The sequence below is a fragment of the Colwellia sp. BRX8-7 genome, from assembly GCF_014077275.1.
In the GTDB taxonomy this organism is placed as follows: domain Bacteria; phylum Pseudomonadota; class Gammaproteobacteria; order Enterobacterales; family Alteromonadaceae; genus Colwellia_A.
In genome coordinates this window covers 399,162-418,125 of sequence record NZ_JACGVP010000001.1, presented here as the reverse complement: position 1 = coordinate 418,125, position 18,964 = coordinate 399,162, and the positions used below count along the sequence as shown (strand labels likewise).

Annotated in this window: 15 protein-coding genes; 6 read left to right on the top strand and 9 right to left on the bottom strand. The window is 38.2% G+C overall.

The features are described from left to right. Window positions 1–3 precede the first annotated feature (3 nt). From bamB to H4J57_RS01780, 3 genes are all read left to right on the top strand, one after another. On the top strand, window positions 4–1,209 hold the full coding sequence (gene bamB, locus H4J57_RS01790; RefSeq protein WP_182213272.1) for an outer membrane protein assembly factor BamB: 1,206 nt from the start codon (window positions 4–6) through the stop codon (window positions 1,207–1,209). 133 nt (window positions 1,210–1,342) lie between these two features. Next, on the top strand, window positions 1,343–2,803 hold the full coding sequence (gene der / locus H4J57_RS01785; protein WP_182213273.1) for a ribosome biogenesis GTPase Der: 1,461 nt from the start codon (window positions 1,343–1,345) through the stop codon (window positions 2,801–2,803). 107 nt (window positions 2,804–2,910) lie between these two features. Next, a complete protein-coding gene (locus tag H4J57_RS01780) occupies window positions 2,911–3,594 on the top strand; it encodes a PilZ domain-containing protein (protein ID WP_182241754.1) in 684 nt (227 codons plus the stop codon). On the opposite strand, the gene xseA is transcribed toward H4J57_RS01780, so the two are convergent. Then, window positions 3,591–4,934: an exodeoxyribonuclease VII large subunit gene (xseA, locus tag H4J57_RS01775; RefSeq protein WP_182241753.1), complete on the bottom strand. Its 1,344-nt coding sequence runs from the start codon at window positions 4,932–4,934 to the stop codon at window positions 3,591–3,593. The two genes, H4J57_RS01780 and xseA, sit on opposite strands and share 4 nt — an antisense overlap. A 440-nt stretch (window positions 4,935–5,374) precedes the next feature. Between xseA and guaB the strand changes: the two genes are divergently transcribed. Then, entirely contained in the window at window positions 5,375–6,847 is a 1,473-nt protein-coding gene (gene guaB / locus H4J57_RS01770; RefSeq protein ID WP_182213278.1) for an IMP dehydrogenase, read from the top strand. Between the two features lie 349 nt (window positions 6,848–7,196). Continuing rightward, window positions 7,197–8,774 carry a glutamine-hydrolyzing GMP synthase gene (gene guaA / locus H4J57_RS01765; RefSeq protein WP_182241752.1) on the top strand — a complete coding sequence of 526 codons (1,578 nt, stop codon included), beginning with the start codon at window positions 7,197–7,199 and terminating at the stop codon, window positions 8,772–8,774. A 197-nt stretch (window positions 8,775–8,971) separates the two neighbouring features. Here guaA and H4J57_RS01760 read toward each other — a convergent pair whose 3' ends face one another. The 6 genes from H4J57_RS01760 to tkt form a co-directional block, all read right to left on the bottom strand. Beyond that, window positions 8,972–9,757 carry a YdiY family protein gene (locus H4J57_RS01760; protein WP_182241751.1) on the bottom strand — a complete coding sequence of 262 codons (786 nt, stop codon included), beginning with the start codon at window positions 9,755–9,757 and terminating at the stop codon, window positions 8,972–8,974. Beyond that, on the bottom strand, window positions 9,747–10,577 hold the full coding sequence (locus H4J57_RS01755; RefSeq protein WP_182241750.1) for a mechanosensitive ion channel family protein: 831 nt from the start codon (window positions 10,575–10,577) through the stop codon (window positions 9,747–9,749). The genes H4J57_RS01760 and H4J57_RS01755 overlap by 11 nt, the downstream gene beginning before the upstream one ends. Before the next feature lie 125 nt (window positions 10,578–10,702). Further along, complete coding sequence (gene fba, locus H4J57_RS01750) at window positions 10,703–11,767, bottom strand: class II fructose-bisphosphate aldolase (protein WP_182241749.1); 1,065 nt, start codon at window positions 11,765–11,767, stop codon at window positions 10,703–10,705. 394 nt (window positions 11,768–12,161) lie between these two features. Further along, window positions 12,162–13,340 carry a phosphoglycerate kinase gene (locus H4J57_RS01745; RefSeq protein ID WP_182241748.1) on the bottom strand — a complete coding sequence of 393 codons (1,179 nt, stop codon included), beginning with the start codon at window positions 13,338–13,340 and terminating at the stop codon, window positions 12,162–12,164. A 52-nt stretch (window positions 13,341–13,392) separates the two neighbouring features. Continuing rightward, complete coding sequence (gene epd / locus H4J57_RS01740; RefSeq protein WP_182241816.1) at window positions 13,393–14,418, bottom strand: erythrose-4-phosphate dehydrogenase; 1,026 nt, start codon at window positions 14,416–14,418, stop codon at window positions 13,393–13,395. 114 nt (window positions 14,419–14,532) lie between these two features. Further along, complete coding sequence (tkt, locus tag H4J57_RS01735) at window positions 14,533–16,521, bottom strand: transketolase (protein ID WP_182221148.1); 1,989 nt, start codon at window positions 16,519–16,521, stop codon at window positions 14,533–14,535. Between the two features lie 312 nt (window positions 16,522–16,833). Here tkt and H4J57_RS01730 point away from each other — a divergent pair, with 312 nt between their 5' ends. After that, a complete protein-coding gene (locus H4J57_RS01730) occupies window positions 16,834–16,974 on the top strand; it encodes a hypothetical protein (protein ID WP_182213288.1) in 141 nt (46 codons plus the stop codon). Window positions 16,975–17,202: 228 nt separating this feature from the next. Here the strand turns inward: H4J57_RS01730 and H4J57_RS01725 are convergent, their stop codons facing one another. Beyond that, on the bottom strand, window positions 17,203–17,586 hold the full coding sequence (locus tag H4J57_RS01725; protein ID WP_070374790.1) for a hypothetical protein: 384 nt from the start codon (window positions 17,584–17,586) through the stop codon (window positions 17,203–17,205). A gap of 750 nt (window positions 17,587–18,336) precedes the next feature. Next, window positions 18,337–18,951, bottom strand: a complete 615-nt coding sequence (locus tag H4J57_RS01720; protein ID WP_182241747.1) for a hypothetical protein — start codon at window positions 18,949–18,951, stop codon at window positions 18,337–18,339. Between the last annotated feature and the right edge of the window lie 13 nt (window positions 18,952–18,964).

Sequence of the window (18,964 nt, the reverse complement as noted above, 5' to 3'; positions counted from 1 at the left end):
CATATGTTAAAAAAATTACGCTTTAATAGAAAGTTATTAGTGATAGCGCTAGTGTCCTTAGGGCTTGTCGCTTGTTCTTCAACTGACGAAGAAGATGAAGCGACTAAAGTTGCTGAATTAACAGAAATCAAACAAGCTTTTGATGCTGATGTGCTCTGGGAAACCAGTGTCGGTAATGGTGTTAGCGATTATTTTTCACGTATTAAACCTAATGTTGCTTACGGCAAACTTTACAGTGCTAGTCGTTACGGTGATGTTGTTGCTTTGGAACTAGAAAATGGTGAAGAAATTTGGTCAACAGATTTAAGTGATGTAAAAGGCGAACGCGGCTTTTTTGAACGTCGACAATCTGCTTTATTAAATGGCGGCCCGATTTTAGGTATTCAAAAAGTCTTTATTGGCAGTGAAAATGGCGAAGTATTCGCATTAGATGCTGATACAGGTAAGCTTGATTGGCAAGGAAAAGTAAAAGGCGAAGTTATTGCAGCTCCCGCCATTGATGCTGGTATTTTAGTTGTCAATACTGCTTCAGGTGTCATCAAGGCTTTTAACGCTTCGAACGGTCAAGATGAATGGCAAATCGAACAAGAAGTACCAGCATTAACGTTACGTGGTGTTAGTTCGCCAGCGATTTCTTCTGGTGGTGTGATGGTTGGTTCCGCTAATGGAACCATGAGCGTCTATATTCTTGAAACTGGTCAACAAGGTTGGACAGTAGAAGTTGGTGAAGCCGGTGGCTCGACACAATTAGAGCGAGTCATAGATGTTGACTCTGCGCCACTTATTTATGGCGATAAAGTTTATAGTATTTCTGTAAAGGGTAATTTGACCGCTATAGATTTACGTACCGGTCGGATGATTTGGGAACGTCAGTATTCGTCATATCATGATATGGCTATTAGTGGTAACAGCCTATTTTTAACTGATATTAAAGGCCATATTTATGCGGTTGACCGTTTAAACGGTTTTGAAAAGTGGAGCCAACTTGCACTGACTAATCGTGGTGTTACCGGTCCTGCTATTATTGGTGATTATATTGTTGTTGGCGACTTTGAAGGCTATCTTCATTTTATCGACCAAACAACAGGTGACATCGTTGCACGTCATGAAGTTGACAGCAGCGGTTTAAATATAGCACCCACTGTACACGAAAATATTATTTACGCACAATCACGTAATGGTGATTTGCAAGCGATAAAAATTCCATAAGTCTTTTTATCAGCTAGAATTAAACGGCTCCATTGCAGAATGCATTGGAGCCGTTGTTTGTTATTAAATAGAGTAAAAGTTTTGCATTTTGCATGACGTTGTTTACTCTACAAATGAATTTATAGAGGTAAACATGCTTCCAGTTGTTGCACTTGTCGGACGTCCTAATGTTGGCAAATCGACGTTATTTAACCGATTAACCCGAAGCCGAGATGCTCTCGTAGCAGATTATCCTGGCTTAACGCGTGACCGTCAATATGGTCAAGCGAAAGTAGAAGATCACCCATTTATTGTTATTGATACCGGCGGTATTAATGGTAATGAACAAGGTATTGACGCATTAATGGCCGAACAGTCATTAATGGCGATAGCAGAAGCCGATGCTGTTTTATTTATGGTTGATGCTCGTGATGGTTTAACATCAGCGGATATCGGTATCGCTGACTACCTTCGTAAACAAAATAAGAAAATATTTTTGGTTGCGAATAAAGTTGATGGTATTGATGCTGATTCTGCCGTTGCTGAATTTTATGAATTATCACTGGGTGATACCGTTCATAAAATTGCCGCCGCGCATGGTCGTGGTGTTACACAATTATTAACACTGGCATTAACACCTCATATAGAAGCACTTGGTGAAGCACGTGAAAATGATGAGTTTGATGGTTCACAAGAATTTTCAGCTAAAACTGATGAAGAAAAAATTGCTGAAGCACCGTTTGAAAATGATAAAATCAAACTTGCTATCATTGGTAAGCCTAATGTGGGTAAGTCAACACTGACTAACCGTATCTTAGGTGAAGACCGCGTTGTTGTTTTTGATGCCCCAGGTACCACTCGCGATAGTGTCTATATCCCGATGGAACATGATGGCCGTGAATATACATTAATTGATACTGCAGGTATTCGTCGTCGTAAAAACGTGACTGATGTCGTAGAAAAGTATTCTGTTATTAAAACACTACGTGCCATAGAAGATGCCAATGTTTGTTTGTTAATTATTGATGCTCGTGAAGGTATTACCGATCAAGATTTAAGTTTACTGGGCTTTATTTTAGAAGCAGGTCGTTCTTTGGTACTTGCGGTTAATAAATGGGATGGTTTAGAAGAGCATGTTAAAGATCGTATTAAAACCGAATTAGATCGTCGTTTAGGTTTTATTGATTTTGCACGTATCCACTTTATCTCTGCTTTACACGGTACCGGTGTTGGCCATTTATATGAGTCAGTTGAAGAAGCTTTCATTTCAGCAACTAAACGTATATCTACCTCAATGGTTACCAAAATATTAGATATGGCCACGTTTGATCATCAACCACCGATGAGTCAAGGACGCCGCATTAAGCTTAAATATGCGCATGCCGGTGGTTATAATCCACCTATCATTGTTATTCATGGTAATTTAGCCAAAAAGCTTCCTGTTTCATATAAACGCTATTTAATGAATTATTACCGTAAATCATTAAAAATAATGGGTACGCCGATTAGAATTGAGTTTAGAGAAACAAGTAACCCGTTTGCTGGCAAGAAAAAGTTAACTTATACCGAGCAAAAGAAAATGGCCAGAGCTACTGAAGGTTATAAGAAAGACTAAAAACTTACGTTTTTTTTGATAATAATCTAACATTACTGAAGCCAATCATTTGATTGGCTTTTTGCTAAGTGCTACATTTAAAATACTTATTCTTAAATGTTAACATTATGGCAGCCACTCCTAAAAAAATTGCATTGGTTAACCGCTTAGACAGAAACCTTGGCTTATTGCAGTCAGGCTCAACGATTACTATCGATATAGCCACACCAGCCGGACAAAAAGCAAAGTTTCGTAGCACCTTCATTGGCTACCTCCCCAAGCATTATGTTTTAGTGCAATTTCCTGATGCAAATAAATTAGGGAATTTTTCCCAATATATTACCCAAGGTGCTGGTATTACGGTGCGAGGTTTAATTGAAGGGCATGAGGGCGCGGTGGTTGCTTTTATCAGTAATGTTAAACAAACCTTACAAATACCTTCGAGATTAATTGTCCTTGATTTTCCACGTTCTGTTAGCTTACAAAGCTTACGTTCAGCGATGCGCATTGATACCGATATTGTTGCTAAGATAAATATTGCTAAAGAATATTGGCAAGCGACCATTATAGATATTTCTGTTAATGGCTGCCAAGTATTGATCACTAACGGCGAGTCGTTAGTGATGGAAAAAAATAAATCTGTCGAATTAATTGTCGAAGACTTTCAAGGATTAGGAAATTTAAAGTTTTCTGCAGAAACCTGTAGCTACAAATCACAAGCTAATGGCCTTTGTATCGGTTTAAAGTTTGAAGAAAAAAGTAAAGCATCAGTGATAAAGTTACTTCAGCATGCCGTTATTGCTGAAAGTTAAACTTTATCAATAACTTGGCTTAAAATACGACCATCACTGACTTGAATAGATATTTCATCGCCAATACTCACTTGATCTTTAGTGCGAACAATTTGCTGATGACTATTTCGACTGACACTATAACCACGGGCAATAGTCGCGAGCGGACTGACAATATGGAGCTGCTCAATAATGCTAACAAAGTGCTCAGATTTATTTTTTACGCTAACGTCTAATGCCCGTTGTAATCTGTCATCTAAGTGGCGCAAGGTACTTTGATGTTGAATGATCACTTTTGTTGGATCTACGTGCTGTAAATCGCGTACTAACTTTTCGGGTTTTTGCTTGAAACGTGCCAATTCACGGTTTATAGCTTTATCTAAACGAATATTCAATTCATCTGATTTTTGTTGATGCTGCTGAAGTTTTCTTTCTGGATGCACTTGTGTTAAGCGATGATTAAGGTTTTGTAGGTCTGATTTTTCTTGTTTTACTTTTTGAGTAAATAACTGCTGAGCGCGCTTTGATAATTCTTGTAAGCGACTTTGTAACTCACTATTGTCTTGTGAAACCAGTTCTGCCGCTGCTGAAGGTGTTGGCGCTCTTAAATCAGCAACGAGATCACTTAATGTTGTGTCTATCTCATGACCGACAGCGCTGATAATTGGAATGCGGCTATGAAAAATAGCATTGACTACATCTTCTTCATTAAAACTCCATAAGTCTTCTAGAGAGCCTCCTCCACGACCGACAATCAATACTTGGCATTCTTCACGTTGATTAGCGATATCGATGGCATGAACAATGTCATTCTTAGCATGATCACCTTGCACAAGTGCAGGGTATATAACGATAGTAATTGCTGGATTACGTCTTTGCAAAACAGATATAATATCTTTAACTGCAGCACCCGTTGGCGAGGTAACTATGCCAACCGTGTTAATATTTTTAGGAATGGCTTGCTTGAACTGCTGAGCAAACAAACCTTGTGCATTGAGCTTACTCTTTAATTGCTCAAATTGTTGTCGCAATAAACCTTCACCCGCATCCTCCATCATTTCAATAATTAATTGAAAATCACCTCGTGGCTCATACAAAGAAACCTTGGCGCGTACTAAAACCTGTTGGCCGTTGCGAGGCGTTGAACCACCCACTAACCTTACTCGTCGATTGTTGCCTTTAAACATTGCGCAACGCACTTGCGATTTACTGTCTTTGAGTGACAAATACCAATGACCCGAGCTAGCAGCAATGAAATTTGAGATTTCACCACACAACCATACGGTATTAAGTTCACTTTCTAGCATGAACTTAACTTTTCTCGTCAGTTCACTTATCTGTAAAATGTGCTGCGTAGCCATAAAATACTTACTTTATCTAATGTTAAGGCGATTTGAGTCGATATATCCGCTCTGCTTAAATATGCGAGTTTCAGCAAACCTAAGCGAATCATAATCTAAGCACATATTTTTGTTAAAGGTTATTCCCTTAAATAAAATGTAACGACGCGTATTACTTGTTCCGATTCCCCGAAAGGGGCTTATTAACACTTTATTCTACGTTATTGATTTCAATAATAGAATAACTATTATTTTCAATCAATATCTTGCTTAAAGGCGTTTATAATTCCCTTTGGATCTTACCTATTAAAGTGGAACCAGTAAATTATATATTCCTTTAAACTCCCCAGAGATAATTATTTCAGTTTATCGTTAAATTTAAGTTGTTCTTAAACCACAAAACGGTTAAAATTCTGCCGCAATATTCACTCCCTAACCAACCTTTTTAGAGAGATGTTGCGATGCTAAGAATTGCCCAAGAAGCACTAACTTTTGATGATGTATTACTTGTACCTGCTCATTCAGAAGTACTCCCACATACGGCCGATTTAAAAACTAAATTAACCCGTAAAATTAATTTAAATATACCTATGGTATCTGCATCTATGGATACAGTTACTGAAGCACCTTTAGCTATTACATTAGCGCAAGAAGGTGGTTTAGGTTTTATTCATAAAAACATGACCATCGCTGAGCAAGCGGCTAACGTATTAAAAGTTAAAAAATACGAAAGTGGTATTGTTTCCGATCCCGTGACCGTCAATGCTAACTTTACCATTGAAGAAGTCATGCATAAAGCTGATGATCTTGGCTTTTCAGGTTTCCCTGTTGTTGATGAAAATGGCAATCTTACCGGTATAATTACTGGCCGTGATTTACGCTTTGAAACAGACCTAACTAAGCCTGTCTCAGCGTTAATGACTACTAAAGAAAAATTAGTTACGGTTAAAGAAGGTGCCGCGCGTGAAGAAATACTTGGCTTAATGCACAGTAACCGTATTGAGAAAATTTTAGTGGTTGATGATGCCTTTAAATTAGTGGGTTTGATCACCGCTAAAGATTATCAAAAAGCTGAAAGTAAACCTAATGCTTGTAAAGATAAATTAGGTCGTTTACGAGTGGGCGCCGCTGTCGGTGTTGGCGCGGGTACTGATGAACGTATTGACGCGTTAGTTGCCGCAGGTGTTGATGTCTTATTAATTGATACTTCACATGGCCATTCGCAAGGTGTTCTTGATCGAGTAAAAGAAACTCGTCAAAAATATCCTGATTTACAAATTGTTGCTGGCAATGTGGCGACAGGGGCTGGTGCAAAAGCATTAGCCGATGTTGGCGTAGATGCGGTTAAAGTTGGTATAGGCCCAGGTTCAATATGTACTACGCGTATTGTAACTGGCGTTGGAGTACCACAATTAACGGCTATCTCAAATGCAGTAGAAGCGCTTAAAGGTACTGGTATTCCTGTTATTGCCGATGGTGGTATTCGATTCTCTGGCGATATTGCGAAAGCACTGGTTGCTGGCGCGCATTGTGTGATGGTTGGTAGTATGTTTGCTGGAACCGAAGAAGCACCTGGCGAAGTAGAACTTTATCAAGGTCGCTATTACAAATCATATCGCGGTATGGGCTCTCTAGGCGCAATGAGTCAGAAAGAAGGTTCAAGTGATCGTTATTTCCAAAAATCTGATGGCGAAGCTGACAAGTTGGTACCGGAAGGTATTGAAGGTCGTGTCGCTTATAAAGGACCTGTTTCTGCAATTATCCACCAGCAGATGGGCGGATTACGCTCATCAATGGGTTTAACCGGCAGTAAAGATATTGAGACCATGCGAACTAAACCCGAATTTATGAAAATTACCTCGGCAGGTATGGGTGAGTCGCATGTACATGACGTAACCATCACCAAAGAAGCACCAAACTATCGTATGGGGTAGTAATTCGGTTGAGTTATTTAAGCTCGATTTCTGCGTTGCAAGTGCTCATTGACTATCGTCAACTCCGCGCTAGCGCCTTGAACTAGAGCTAAAATACTCTCAACTTGATGCACTGAAAATATTCTTAGTTACTTTTAGGTAACTGGAAAACAAAAGATTCTATAGGCTGAGTTATCAATAAATAACTCAGCCTGTTCATTTTATAAATCCGCTCTAAATGAATGAACTTTAGGCAAGGCTGTTGAGTAATTAAACAAATGACTTATCTTATTATAAATGATTTTGTTTCATTACGAATATAACGCAGTATAAAGTTTAGACATAACGAGCGTTAAAGTAGGAAAACAACATGAGTAAAGACATTCATGATCACCGAATACTAATTTTAGATTTTGGTTCACAATATACTCAGCTAATTGCTCGTCGCGTACGTGAAATAGGTGTTTATTGTGAACTTTGGTCTTGGGATGTAACCGAAGAGCAAATTAAAGGTTTTAACCCGACAGGTATCATTCTAGCTGGCGGCCCTGAGTCGGTCACAGCAGAAAATTCACCTCGAGCACCTGAATATGTTTATAACGCTGGTGTTCCTGTTCTAGGTATTTGCTATGGCATGCAAACAATGGCTGAACAACTTGGCGGTGGTGTTGAAAGTTCAACACACAAAGAGTTTGGTTATGCCGCGGTTGAACTTATTGCTAAATCTGCGTTATTCAACAATGTTGAAGACAGTATTGGTACTAACGGTAATGCTTTACTTGATGTTTGGATGAGCCACGGCGACAAAGTGTCAGCTATACCATCAGGCTTTGTTACTGTTGCACAAACAGCAAGTTGTGCTTATGCAGCAATGGCAAACGAAGAAAAGCAATTCTATGGTGTGCAGTTTCACCCTGAAGTGACCCACACTAAACAAGGTTTACGCATTTTAGAAAACTTTGTTGTTGAAATTTGTCAGTGTGAAAAACTATGGACTTCATCATCAATCATTGATGATGCTATTGCAAAAATGAAAGCTCAAGTCGGTGACGACGAAGTTATCTTAGGTCTTTCAGGCGGTGTTGATTCATCAGTCGTTGCTATGTTATTACATCGAGCGATTGGTGATAAATTGACCTGTGTATTTGTTGATAATGGTTTACTTCGTTTAGATGAAGGCCAGCAAGTCATGGATATGTTTGGCGATCACTTTGGTTTAAATATTATAAAAATTGAAGCTGAAGATAGATTTTTAGACCGCTTAGCGGGTGAAAGTGAGCCAGAAGCAAAACGTAAAATTATTGGTAATGTTTTTATTGATGTTTTCGAAGAAGAGTCGAATAAGTTAGATAATGCCAAATGGTTAGCACAGGGCACTATTTACCCTGACGTCATTGAATCTGCGGCCTCAGCGACCGGTAAAGCGCATGTTATTAAATCACATCATAATGTTGGTGGCTTACCTGATTACATGAAACTAGGCTTAGTTGAACCATTACGTGAGTTATTTAAAGATGAAGTACGTAAAATAGGTTTAGAGCTTGGCTTACCGTACGATATGCTTTACCGTCATCCGTTTCCTGGCCCTGGGTTGGGTGTACGTATTTTAGGTGAAGTTAAAAAAGAATATGCTGATTTATTACGTCGTGCCGATGCTATTTTCATTGAAGAATTACACAAGCATGATTTATACACCAAAGTAAGCCAAGCGTTTACCGTATTTTTACCCGTAAAATCAGTAGGAGTTATGGGCGATGCCCGCAAATATGATTGGGTTGTATCATTACGTTGTGTTGAAACCATCGACTTTATGACAGCACGTTGGTCACATTTGCCTTATGATTTCTTAGGTTTAGTGTCTAATCGGATCATTAACGAAATTGATGGTATTTCACGTGTCGTTTATGATATTTCAGGTAAACCACCCGCGACGATTGAGTGGGAATAAACAGCACTTTTATTACCTATAAATAATAATAGCCTTAGCATTTAAATGTTAGGGCTTTTTTTTATTATTTTTTTTATAGATGGTTCTAACAAGTAATAATAAAATAGGTGATGATGAGAGATATTAGGGATGAAAAAGAAATATATTTAGCCTTCAAAAGAGTTGAAGGCTAAATAAAGCATCTTAGTTTAGGTCAACTAGAAGCTATAAACGAGCGTTAACGCCGTTTGAGTATTGGTGTTTTCTTTGCCTTCTTCAACATCAGTATTATAATCAATCTTAAAACTAACCTTTAATTGTAACGTTGAAATAAGCTTAGTAGTTATTGAGCTTTCTGCTTGATAATTACTGTTTTCACCGCTTTTAGTCGCATACTTAGCAACAAATCGCTGCTTAAATTTAACATGTTCGTTTAAATTACGCGTATACAAAGCTTGTGCTTGTATAATAAAAGCAGACTTGTTTTCAGTATACTCATTACCATTTTCATCTTCTAAACGTACAACGTCTTTTTTATAACCTGGTCCAATATCTGCATCAAATGTGCCTGTTTTACTTTCAAACCAACGACGACCCCAACCAGCTGAGATGGAGCTTTGAGTCTCAAATCCACCAAAACGATTATCGTCGTGAGATACATTACCATAGACGTAGTTAGTTTTTTTAGCGCCAATGGTATAGTTAGTTTGACCCACTATTTTCCATTGCTGATCTGTTGTTTGAGTCTGTTGAACACCCTCTTCATCTTCAATGTCTGCTTTACTTGCAAGCAAGTCAAAGCGAACAGTACTTCGCCATAAACCTAATTCATGATCTAAATCGAAGCCAGCTTTTATATCCGTGCTTTTATTATCACCAGTTTTAAATAGTGCGCCTAATTCAGCAGACATACTTAATGGATCTTTTGGAGCGACTGCTTCTTCGGCAAAAGCATTAAGTGATAAGCTGCTACATAAAGCAACAATTGCTAATTTATTGTTCATTTTTGGTCTCTTGATTAACATGTACAGAAAGTTGTGGAAAAGGTATTTCGATACCAGCTTTGTCTAATTCTATTTTAATTGCTTCTAGCAAATCAAAATGCACAGGCCAATAGTCTGCTGTTTTTACCCATGGACGAACGACAAAGTTCACTGAACTATCAGCTAAGGCACTAACACCAACAGTAATAGCTTGGTCTTTTAATACTAAATCATGATTACTCACAACATCTTTTAGTATTTGCTTTGTTTGTTTTAAGTCTGCGCTATAACCAACACCAATGACTAAATCTATTCTTCTGGTTGCTTTAGCGGAATAATTTGTAATGGTGCCACTTGTAATGCCACCATTAGGAATAATAACAGTTTTGTTATCACCGGTTCTTAACTGTGTTGAAAATACATGCACTTCTTCAACAATACCTGCGGTACCTGAAATTTCAACAAAATCACCTGCTTTAAAAGGCTTTAATGAAATTAACAAAATACCTGAGGCAAAGTTTGATAATGAACCTTGTAATGCTAAGCCTATTGCAAGACCTGCAGCACCAACAATGGCCACTAATGAGGTGGTATTAAAACCTAAGTGAGAAATTGCAGCAATAAAGGCAACCATCACAACTAAGCCATAAATTAAACTAGCGATAAAAGAAGTTACGGTATTATCAAATTTTTTGTGGGTAAGGATTTTTTTTGTTGCAGAACTGATCAGTTTTGCGACAAATTTACCAATTACAAAGATAGCAATCGCGATGATAAATTTTATTAGACCTTCTTGTAACATAGCCTGGTTTTCAACTAACCAATTAGTAACATTGTCCATTTTTTGTACTCCGTTTAAAAATAGTCGGGTATTATAGTGAATTTGACAACATATTTCTAATAATATTACGAAAAATGTTACAAAAAAAGGAGCCGAAGCTCCTTAATGTTAATGGCTAGCGGCTGTTATTTTATAATAGCGTTAAGTTTGCCAGCATCATATAAATCAAACATAGTATCTAATGAAATGGGTTTAATTTTATCTGCATTACCCGATGCGCCAAATGAATCATAGCGAGCTATACAAATATCAGTCATGGCTTTAGTGGTTTCAGCTAAAAATTTACGTGGGTCAAATTCGCTTGGGTTGTGCGCTAAGAAGCGACGAGTTGCCCCCGTTGATGCTAAACGTAAATCAGTATCAATATTAATTTTACGAACACCATTTTTAATGCCTTCTTGAATTTGCTCTACCGGCACGCCGTAAGTTTCAGGAATATTACCACCATATTCATTGATGATAGCAAGCCACTCTTGCGGCACTGATGATGAACCGTGCATAACTAAATGGGTATTTGGGATGCGGTTATGTATCGCTTTAATACGGTCAATCGCTAAGATGTCACCTGTTGGTGGACGCGTAAATTTGTAAGCACCATGAGAAGTACCACAAGCAATCGCTAAAGCATCAACTTGAGTTTTCTTAACAAAGTCAGCCGCTTCTTCTGGGTCAGTTAACATTTGTTCTTTTGTTAATATCCCTACTGCACCAATACCGTCTTCTTCACCTGCTTCACCTGTCTCTAATGAACCAAGACAACCTAATTCACCTTCCACAGAAACACCACAAGCATGTGCCATATCAACTGTTCTGCGTGTTACATCAACGTTGTATTCATAGCTTGAAGGCGTTTTACCATCAGACATTAAAGAACCATCCATCATAACCGATGAAAAACCCATTTGAATTGAACGCTGACAAACACTTGGCGAAGTGCCGTGATCTTGATGCATTACTACGGGGATATGAGGGAATTCCTCAATTGCTGCAAGAATTAAATGACGAAGAAAAGGAGCGCCAGCATACTTACGAGCACCTGCAGAGCCTTGTAAAATAACCGGGCTATTGGTTTTGTCTGCAGCTATCATTATTGCTCTAACTTGCTCTAAGTTGTTAACGTTAAAAGCGGGAATACCGTATCCGTATTCTGCAGCGTGATCTAACATTTGGCGCATAGAAATTAAAGCCATTGAATTACTCCTAAGTGTTTAAGATGTCATATATTATTTGCCCAATCTCAAAAAAAACAAGTTTCATTGTGAAATTTAAGCTTTCGTAACGTAAGTATATCAGATAAGAAATTGACATGGCAAAAGAAAAAATAATGCCATTCATGGTTTTTATCTGTTTATTTATAACGGTTTTAAATAATGTTCTATAATTACTGTCAAGAAGCTCGCTAAACTCAATTTATAGCGAATATTTGTGCTTTTGTTTTGTAAGTTTACAACGAAAGAATGAAATATAATGAAAGCGCCGTTGATGGTTTTATGAAGTTTTTTAGAAATAATAAAGAAAGCTAAAAAAAAACCGCCTTTTATAAAATAAAGAGCGGTTTGACGTTTATGATTTAATTAACGTGTTTTACGTTTTAGCGCGTTCTTCTAAGATAGCGACAGCGGGTAACACTTTCCCTTCTAAAAACTCTAAGAAAGCACCACCACCTGTTGAAATATAGGAGATTTTATCGGCTATATCATATTTATCAACAGCAGCTAAGGTATCGCCACCACCGGCAATTGAAAAGGCTGAGCTTTCGGCAATTGCTTTTGCAATAGTTTCTGTACCACTACCAAATTGATCAAATTCAAAAACGCCAACAGGTCCATTCCAAACAATAGTGCCAGCATTTTTAATAATTTCTACGAGTGCCTGCGCTGAATCTGGTCCAATATCAAAAATCATATCTTCATCGCTAACATCGTTAACTGACTTTAACGTTGCGACAGCCGTTTCTGAAAACTCTGTACCAGTAATAACATCTGTTGGCACCGGAATATCGCCATCATTTTCTCTTGCCTGCTGCGTTAAACGGTTAGCTTCATCAAGTAAATCGGCTTCGTATAATGATTTACCAACATTATGACCGCTTGCTGCTATAAAAGTATTTGCAATGCCGCCGCCAACCACTAATTGGTCAACAATTTTCGCTAATGACTCTAATACGGTTAATTTTGTAGAAACTTTAGAACCACCAACAATCGCCACTAATGGGCGTGCAGGATTGTCTAGTGCTTTACCAAGTGCTGCTAATTCACCGGACAATAGTGGACCCGCACAAGCAATAGGGGCAAACTTTGCTACGCCATGTGTACTAGCTTGCGCGCGGTGCGCGGTACCAAAGGCATCCATGACAAAAACATCACATAATGCTGCTAATTTTTTTGATAAAATATCATCATTATTTTTTTCGCCAACATTAAAGCGAATGTTTTCAAACACAACTAATTCACCTACTTTTGCATCAACGCCATCTAAGTAATCTTTTGCTAGATGCACTGGGGCATTTAATGCGGCAGCTAAATAGTCAGCGACAGGTTTTAATGAAAATTCTTCGTTGTACTCACCTTCAGTTGGACGACCAAGGTGAGACATTATCATCACTTTTGCGCCCGCTTCTAAAGCAAGTTTAAGGGTAGGTAAAGCCGCTCTTAATCGAGCATCAGAGGTTATTTTTCCGTCTTTAAGAGGTACATTGAGATCTTCTCGGATCAAAACTCTTTGATTGGCTAGCGCCAAGTCGGTCATTTTAATTACTGACATTTGCTGTTTCCTATTCGATAAATTTTAAAGTTATGGGTGTTTTTTATTGTTACTATTTTTTAAGCTGAATATCTTTTGCCATGGCTTTTGCTGTATCTATCATACGATTTGCAAAGCCCCACTCGTTATCACACCAGACCAGCATTTTCACTAAACGCTTGTGGCTAACACGCGTTTGGTTGCCGTCAACAATACAAGAATGTGGGTCATGATTAAAATCTACAGAAACCAGTGGTTCTTCTGTGTAGCCTAAAATCCCCTGTAATCCATTGTTTTGTGCACGAATAATGGCTTGGTTAATCGCGTTAATATCAACATCTGTCGACAAGGTTAGGCTTAAATCCATCGCGGTGACATTAATCGTTGGTACTCGCACAGCAATTGCTTCGAAGCGTCCAGCAAATTTAGGCAGTATTCTTTCAATACCTGCTGCTAATTTGGTGTCAACCGGGATGATAGATTGGCTTGCTGCTCTACTAAGACGAAGATCTGGATGGTAAGCGTCGATAACTTGTTGATCATGCATAGAGGAATGAATAGTGGTAATACTGCCACTTTCAACGCCAAAAGCTTCATCAATTACTTTTATGACAGGCACAACGCAATTCGTAGTGCATGAGCCGTTCGAGACTATTTTATCTTTTTCACTGAGTTGCTGATGATTAATACCATAAATAATGGTGGCATCAACGTCTTGTTCGCCAGGATAAGAGTAAAGTACTTTAGTGGCTCCTTGGCTCAAGTGAATATTTCCATCGCGTTGATTAGCAAATTTACCGGTGCAATCAAGAACGATATCTATGTTATTTTTTTTCCATGGCATGTCTTCGAGGGACTTTTCATGGCTAAGTTGTATGACATCGCCAGCGATAACTAACTGATTGTTAGCTAACTCAACTGAAAAAGGGAAACGACCATGGGTAGTGTCATATTTTAATAAATGCGCAATACCTTTAGGCTCGGCAAGCTCATTAATTGCGATAAGCTTTAAATATTGGTTATCAGCATTCTCATAGAGGGCACGAGCAACACTTCGACCAACTCGGCCAAAGCCATTAATAGCAATGTTTACAGACATAAGTTTATCGGCATAGGTTGATGATATTAATTTAGGGTGTTTATAAAAGTCAAAGTCCTTCAAACGAGTATCCCTTTCGTTTGAAGGCTTTAACTTACAGGCTTTAGTTAATGACTAAAGCTGGTTTACAGTCTTAACAACATTTGCCACGGTGAAACCAAAATGTTCAAGTAACACGTTACCTGGTGCAGATTCACCAAAAGTTGTCATACCGACAACAGCACCAGAAAAACCAACATACTTGTACCAAAAGTCAGTGTGAGCAGCCTCAATAGCGACACGTTTTATCACTGATGAAGGTAATACTGATTCTTTGTATTCGCTTGATTGCACATCAAAAGTATTGGTTGACGGCATAGAAACTACGCGTACTTTTTTACCATCAGCGGTTAATTGTTTTGCAGAATCAAGGGCTAATGATACTTCAGAACCCGTTGCAATGAGTATAACGTCAGCAGTACCCTCACAGTCTTGCAATACATAAGCGCCTTTGGCGATGTTTGTAACTTGTGAACTGTTACGCGCTACTGCCGGTAAACCTTGGCGAGAAAATATTAATGACGTAGGGCCATTTTTACGTTCAATCGCTGATTTCCAAGCAACAACAGATTCTGTTGCATCACATGGGCGCCAAGTATCCATATTTGGGGTAGTACGTAAATTCGTTAACTGTTCGATTGGCTGATGTGTTGGACCATCTTCACCTTGGCCAATAGAATCGTGAGTGTAAACAAATATATTTTGAATACCCATTAAAGCCGACATACGAACTGCGTTACGCGCATACTCCATAAACATCATGAACGTTGCACCGTAATTAATGAAACCACCGTGCAATGAAACGCCATTCATAATGCCGCTCATACCAAATTCACGTACGCCGTAATAAATGTAGTTACCGGCAGCGTCTTTTTCAATACCTTTAGAACCTGACCATAACGTTAAGTTAGAACCCGCTAAATCAGCAGAACCACCCAATAACTCAGGTAATATAGCGCCAAAAGCTTCAATAGTATTTTGTGAGGCTTTACGCGAAGCAATATTCTCGCCTTTATCTTGGCAAGCTTGCACTAAGGCATTGGCTTTCTCTTCGAAGTCGCTCGGTAAATCACCTTTAATAACTCGACGCTCGTATTCGGCAGCAAGTGCCGGGTGAGCTTGTTGGTATGCTGAAAATTGGTCATTCCAAGAAACTTGGCTCGATTGGCCTTTTTCTTTTTGATCCCATTCAGCATAAACATCGCTTGGAATTTCAAAAGGGGCATGTGGCCAGTTTAACGCTTTACGTGTCGCTGCAATCTCATCATCACCTAATGGTGCGCCATGACAATCATGTGTGCCTTCTTTATTCGGTGAACCAAAACCAATAATTGTTTTACAACAAATCATTGATGGTTTATCCGTTACTGCTTTAGCTGCAGTAATTGCCGCCGCTATAGCTGCTGAATCGTGACCGTCAACGCTTATAACGTGCCAGCCATAAGCTTCAAAGCGAGCAGGTGTATCATCTGTAAACCAACCTTCAACTTTACCATCAATTGAAATACCGTTGTCATCCCAAAAAGCGACTAATTTACCTAATCCTAAAGTGCCGGCTAATGAACATACTTCGTGAGAAATGCCCTCCATCAAACAACCATCACCTAAGAAACAATAAGTAAAGTGATCAACGATGTCGTGACCTGGACGGTTAAATTGTGCAGCAAGTGTTCTTTCAGCAATGGCCATACCAACGGCATTAGAAATACCAGCACCTAATGGTCCTGTCGTTGTTTCTACACCTGGGGTGTAACCGTATTCTGGGTGACCTGGTGTTTTAGAATGTAATTGACGGAAATTCTTTAATTCTTCAATCGGTAATTCATAACCGGTTAAATGTAATAAAGAATATATAAGCATTGAGCCATGACCGTTCGACAAAACAAAACGATCGCGGTCGGTCCAATTTGGATCTGTTGGATTATGTTTTAGAAAATCGCGCCATAGTACTTCGGCAATATCTGCCATGCCCATAGGGGCTCCAGGGTGTCCGGATTTCGCTTTCTGTACGGCATCCATACTTAAAGCTCTAATTGCATTGGCCAGTTCTTGACGAGACGGCATATTGACTCCAAATCTTTATTATATTTATACTTAAAATGAACTAAGTATATGAGGGGTGAAAGTGCCACCATTTTCACCTAGACCACCACTAAACTGCAAACGATATTATGCAAATAAGTGTTTTTTTTGGTATTAGTTAGACCAAATGGCTAAAAAGACCATTAATATAACATTATCTCACCGGTCGATTGTTTATAATTTATCTGTTTTATTAATTTTAAATGGTTGAATTACCAATGTTAATCGTATAGATTGGTTGAGTTTTGTACAGATGTCAAAATAACAACTATAAAACCTGACACAGGAACATTTATGAACAGGTCATCTTCACGAGGATTTAAGCTGACAACAGTGATTTTTGCGGTAATCGTATTGGCTGTTTCAGCGGCATTGAGTAATATCTCAATCGTAGGTGACAAGGAAGTTACAATAGAAAAATCTACCAGTGAGTAATCGTTGGTAATAAATTATATGAATTTTAAAGGCCTCGTTTACGGGGCTTTTTTATCTCTACGCTGCATTAGTGCATTCTGCACGTTATTTTTGTTTACGACAAATCATAGACCCTTATCCATGGGGGCAATAGTACGGTGCTGTGACCGTATGGAAGCAGGAAGTAGAGTAACACAGGAGCAGTTACCGAGGTGGCAAGGAGTGTCTATGTTCCGAATCAACCAGCGATCAAGCTAGTTCTTTCTGTAGCCATTTAAGTGCTTGCTGGCGACCGAGCTCTAAACCATTAAACTGCTTAACGTTTAACTTATCATTACTACGTTTATTGATAATATCTTCAGTGTTAGCAACACCTTCTTTAGAATAGTTGATTGAGGCTATTGATTTCATATGAATTAGAGAACCCATCGTTAACTGCGCCTCAAGTGAATAGGTGTAAGGATAAATTTTATTGACGATAACACCAAAATCAGTTTTAAAAAAAGTACAAAAAAAAGTTTCAATTTCTTCCATCATTTCAATTGAGATATAAACGCCTTTATCAAAAATCACTTCGGCAATTTTTTCATTTAAAAGGTTTATTTGAACAAAACTTAATCTGTGTTTTTCCATTTGGGGACTCATAGTGAAATGTATTTGATGAAGCAACAATTGTAGTCTGTTTTTGGAATTACTAGTAGGCTGATCTACGGATAAATTTATCGAGGGGCTAGTTAATAATAAAATAGCGGGTTTTAGGTTAATAGCTGATGTTTAAAGATAAAATTACTTATTGGACATGGACTATTAAAAGTGGGGCGCAATCCTATGATGTTATCTATAAAGTAGATTATGTGATGGTAGAGCAATACAGAGTATTCCCTATATTATATGCTTTATATGCTTTATATGCTTTATAGGTTCTTATGTGCTTGCTATAGAGGCCAATTACGAGCTTTGGCTAATAATTAAAGATGCTGTTTTTCAGGTTTTTCTTTAATCTTATCTCTTTTAAAAGATCTATAAATGGTATTGTTAACTAAAGAAAAATTAACCAAACAGGTGAATATTTCATTTAATGCCAGGTTGATTTTTATTAACCAAGAGCTATTTCTTTGATTGTGACTTTATTATAGCAATGATAAGTGTGAGGGCTGTTATAAGCGGGTTACTTAGCGGTAAAAGGCTAGTTGTCTGTTTTTAAATTATGACTTAGTTTAGTGATTTTGGTGTCCCTGAGAGACGTCGCTTTCAACGCTTAACTATTTGTTAAATATCTTGTTTGTGCTTTACCTTTGTCTCTGGTGTTACTTGGAGTGTTACTATAATCAAAAGTCACTTTAAATGATTCTATTTATGACCGAGGAAAAACCTTAGCAAATTTTAACAGTCAGGCATGAAATTATGACCAAACATAGCTTTCATTTGAACATCAACCATAGGCCAGTATTTATTTTCTAACTCGGTAATCTTATCTCGTTTTAGATTAAAAGTTTTCCAGCGCATCCATTTAGGTTTAGGCCAATAAGCGATTGGTTCAAACATATTGTTTACATTAGGCCAATCATAACCCCATAGTTCTTTTCTAAGCTTTCTAATGCGCCTCATTAGCCGTTCGTTCGGTCGTTCACTTTGGCAGGCATAATGTAATCCGATACATTGCCGACAACCATAAGCGTATTTGATCGCGTAAAGGCTTTGTCGCTGTTTTTGGCAGTAAGGGCACGTTATGTATAGTTTATTGCTGGCGCTTCGATTATCTCGCTTTAAGGCTATTTTGTGAGGTTTATCGTTTATGGTGAATGTCATCAAACGAACACCACATTCTAATGCTGTTAATTTAAATTTTTGATGTTCATTACTAAGAAAGTCAGCATTAAGTGAGTAGTTACCGAATGGGACAGTTAATAAGTTTTTAAATGTCTTAGCAGATATACGATGATACTCACCAGTGTAAGCCCTTTTTTGTGTTCTCCCGTAATGATGACCTTTAGGCATAGCTATTTACTCC

What these genes read in the sequence shown, in the direction of transcription:
- bamB (WP_182213272.1), top strand. Translation starts at nt 4, where the DNA reads ATGTTAAAAAAATTACGCTTTAATAGAAAGTTATTAGTGATAGCGCTA.
- der (WP_182213273.1), top strand. Translation starts at nt 1,343, where the DNA reads ATGCTTCCAGTTGTTGCACTTGTCGGACGTCCTAATGTTGGCAAATCG.
- H4J57_RS01780 (WP_182241754.1), top strand. Translation starts at nt 2,911, where the DNA reads ATGGCAGCCACTCCTAAAAAAATTGCATTGGTTAACCGCTTAGACAGA.
- xseA (WP_182241753.1), bottom strand. Translation starts at nt 4,934, where the DNA reads ATGGCTACGCAGCACATTTTACAGATAAGTGAACTGACGAGAAAAGTT.
- guaB (WP_182213278.1), top strand. Translation starts at nt 5,375, where the DNA reads ATGCTAAGAATTGCCCAAGAAGCACTAACTTTTGATGATGTATTACTT.
- guaA (WP_182241752.1), top strand. Translation starts at nt 7,197, where the DNA reads ATGAGTAAAGACATTCATGATCACCGAATACTAATTTTAGATTTTGGT.
- H4J57_RS01760 (WP_182241751.1), bottom strand. Translation starts at nt 9,757, where the DNA reads ATGAACAATAAATTAGCAATTGTTGCTTTATGTAGCAGCTTATCACTT.
- H4J57_RS01755 (WP_182241750.1), bottom strand. Translation starts at nt 10,577, where the DNA reads ATGGACAATGTTACTAATTGGTTAGTTGAAAACCAGGCTATGTTACAA.
- fba (WP_182241749.1), bottom strand. Translation starts at nt 11,767, where the DNA reads ATGGCTTTAATTTCTATGCGCCAAATGTTAGATCACGCTGCAGAATAC.
- H4J57_RS01745 (WP_182241748.1), bottom strand. Translation starts at nt 13,340, where the DNA reads ATGTCAGTAATTAAAATGACCGACTTGGCGCTAGCCAATCAAAGAGTT.
- epd (WP_182241816.1), bottom strand. Translation starts at nt 14,418, where the DNA reads ATGTCTGTAAACATTGCTATTAATGGCTTTGGCCGAGTTGGTCGAAGT.
- tkt (WP_182221148.1), bottom strand. Translation starts at nt 16,521, where the DNA reads ATGCCGTCTCGTCAAGAACTGGCCAATGCAATTAGAGCTTTAAGTATG.
- H4J57_RS01730 (WP_182213288.1), top strand. Translation starts at nt 16,834, where the DNA reads ATGAACAGGTCATCTTCACGAGGATTTAAGCTGACAACAGTGATTTTT.
- H4J57_RS01725 (WP_070374790.1), bottom strand. Translation starts at nt 17,586, where the DNA reads ATGGAAAAACACAGATTAAGTTTTGTTCAAATAAACCTTTTAAATGAA.
- H4J57_RS01720 (WP_182241747.1), bottom strand. Translation starts at nt 18,951, where the DNA reads ATGCCTAAAGGTCATCATTACGGGAGAACACAAAAAAGGGCTTACACT.